The 2835-nt window shown below is 68.4% G+C and carries 2 protein-coding genes; one reads left to right on the forward strand and one right to left on the reverse strand.

Features of this window, described 5'->3' with window-relative positions:
• The coding region (locus tag ACTIIH_RS16190; protein WP_441452845.1) for an alpha,alpha-trehalose-phosphate synthase (UDP-forming) at positions 1-1022 on the reverse strand (1022 nt) is incomplete at its 3' end.
• A 65-nt stretch (positions 1023-1087) separates the two neighbouring features.
• Between ACTIIH_RS16190 and ACTIIH_RS16195 the strand changes: the two genes are divergently transcribed.
• Positions 1088-2835, forward strand: a 1748-nt coding sequence (locus ACTIIH_RS16195; protein WP_441452846.1) for a protein kinase domain-containing protein, incomplete at its 3' end; no start/stop codon positions are given.

The following is a 2835-nucleotide window of genomic DNA, read 5'->3' on the forward strand; positions in this document are numbered from 1 at the left end:
ACGTCGTGACGGATGATCTTGTACTGTTCGAGCCGCTCCCGCGACGGGGTCGCGATCTGAATGAGCACGACATCCTCGACATCGAGTCGGCCCTCGGCGAGCAGCTCCCCGAACGCCTTGAGCCGGTGGCGGATGCCCTTCGTATAGTCCATCCGATCGACGCCGAGCATGACCACCCGAGGATTGCCGACCTCCTCGCGGATCTGCTTCGCCCTCTCGACGATCTTCGGATCGCGGGCGAGCTCCTCGAGATAAGGGGTGTCGATCGAGATCGGGAACGGCTCGGCGCGGACGAGGTGGGCCGGGAGGAAATCACCCGGCGGCACCGAGACGGTCGACCCCTTCGTCGCATATCCCAGCCGCCCGCGGACGGCACGGCGGAAGTTCGCTGCGTCCGCAGGCCTCTGGAACCCGATGAGGTCGGCGCCGAGGAGCCCGCGGAGGATCTCGTCGCGCCACGGCAGCTGAGCGAAGAGCTCATAGGGCGGGAAGGGGATGTGGTTGAAGAAACCGATCGCGAGGTCAGGGCGCAGGCGTCGGACCATCTGCGGAACCAACTGGAGCTGATAATCGTGAACCCACACGGTCGCTGACTGCGCAGCCACCTCGGCGACCTTGGCCGCGAAGCGCTCATTGACCCGCACATACGCATCCCACCACGTGCGGTGGTACTCGGGCGGGACGATGACGTCGTGGTAGAGCGGCCACAGTGTGGCGTTGGAAAACCCTTCGTAGTACCTGAGGACATCCTCACTTGTCAGAGTCACCGGGGTCAGGTGCATGCCGTCGATGGTGAAGGGCTCGAAGTCCTCGTCGGCGACGCCCGTCCACCCGATCCACGCTCCCTCCTGGGCCTTCATCACGGGAGCCACTGCAGTGACCAAACCCCCTGGTGAGGTGCGCCATCCGTGGTTCGCATCATGGGGATCACGGTCGACGGGCAGGCGGTTGGCCACGACGACGAAATCGCTGTCGCCGAATGGGGTGTCGGTGCTGGTCTCGGCAGAGTCGACGGTGCTCATCTGCGCCTCCTCCTGTGTCGGTCCTTGGAACGAACTCTACTCGCTCGACTAGGCTTGGCCAGGTGATGGATCAGGAACTGGGAGGCTACCGCCTCATCGAGGAGCTCGGCTCGGGCGGCATGGGTGTCGTCTACCTCGGTGTCGACGGCGGAAACCACCCGGTCGCCGTCAAGGTCCTCCATCCGCACATCGCCAATGATGAGACCGCGCGCAAGCGTCTGGCCCGCGAGACTCGCACCCTGCGCCGGATCCGCCACCCCCGCATCGCGGAAGTCCTCGACGCGGAGCTCGATTCCGCGCAGCCGTTCATCATCACCGAATTCGTCGACGGGCAGACCCTGTCTGACGATGTCCGTGACAACGGCCCTTTCGCCGAGGACGAGCTCGTCCACTTCGGCCATGCCCTCCTCGACGCCCTCAACGCCGTCCACGATGCCGGCGTCATCCACCGTGACCTCAAACCCGCGAACGTGATGATCATGGACGGCGAGCCCATGGTCATCGACTTCGGCATCGCCCAGGTCGCCGACGAAGTGCGCGTGACCGCCACCGGTCTGGTCATGGGCACCCCCGGCTATCTGTCCCCGGAGATCGCCGACGGCAAGACGTCGAGTGAGAAGACCGACTGGTGGGGGTGGGCCGCGACGATGGCGTTCGCCGCCACGGGCCGCAACCCCTACGGGTCCGGACCCTTGGAAGCGGTGCTCGGTCGTGTGGCCATGGGCAAATTCGACCTCGACGGGGCGCCGAAGAACTTCGCTCCGCTCATCTCCGCCTGCCTCGATCCGAAACCCGAACGCCGTCCGTCGGGGCAGATGATCCTCGACGCTCTCGTCGACATCGAGTCCGGGCGGATGCCGCAGCTCGGTTCCGGTCCCAGCGGAGGGGCAGGAGCGGGTGGTCCGCAGCGGACATCGAGCGGGACCGCGGTCATGCCTGCCGTCGACGACGGTGGCAGCGGGCATGGGGGTTCCGGTCTTGGTGGTGCCGGGGCCGCTGGGGCAGCGCTCGGGGGTGCGGCTATCGGCGCAGGCACCAGCTACCCGGGAGCCGGACCGTCCGGAGGCGGGCAGCCGCAGTACCCCGGCTCCAGCCGGCCGACCAGTCATGCCGGGCCCGGCCAGGCGCCGGGCTATGGCTCCGGGCGGATGCACGGGCAGCCCCCGCAGCAGGCGACCGCCCCGCCGATCAACAACCCCAACGGCGACATTCAGGCAGGTCCGGGATCGCCCATGGCCGGCGCCGACCTCGGCCGTTCCGGCTTCGTTCAGCCCGGTCAGGGGCAGAACCTCGTCGGGCCGAGCGGTCCCGGTGGTCCGCATGGTCAGGCTCATCAGGGGCAGTGGGGCGACCAGCCCGGTCACGGCGGGCAGCTCATGGGGCCGGGCAGGCAGCCGATGCCGCCAGGCGGGCAGCCGATGCCGCCAGGCGGGCAGCCGATGCAGCCGATGGGATACCGACGGGTGCAGTCGGGCGGCTGGGTCGTCTTCGGACTCGTGGCTCTGGCCGTGGCCGTCATGCCCCTCGGGCCGCTCGTCATCTGCCTCGTCGCTCTGATCTGGTCGGTGCTCGCCCGCACCGGCACGCGTCTGGATCGGAAGGTCCAGCGGTATCGGTTCGACCGCGGAACCGATTCGGGCGGATTCTTCCGGGCGCTCGCCTCGGCGCCGGGGGCCGTGCTGGCTTCGACCCTGACCTCGGTGGCCTCGCTCATCCTGCCGGCGATCGCGGCCGCCGCCGCGCTCGTGCTCACCCGGCTCGACATCGCCGGGATCGTGCCCAGCGGGTCGTCCGAACAATGGTCGGTGTGGGC

It is taken from the genome of Brevibacterium sp. (assembly GCF_052105255.1).
Classification (GTDB): Bacteria; Actinomycetota; Actinomycetes; order Actinomycetales; family Brevibacteriaceae; genus Brevibacterium; species Brevibacterium linens_B.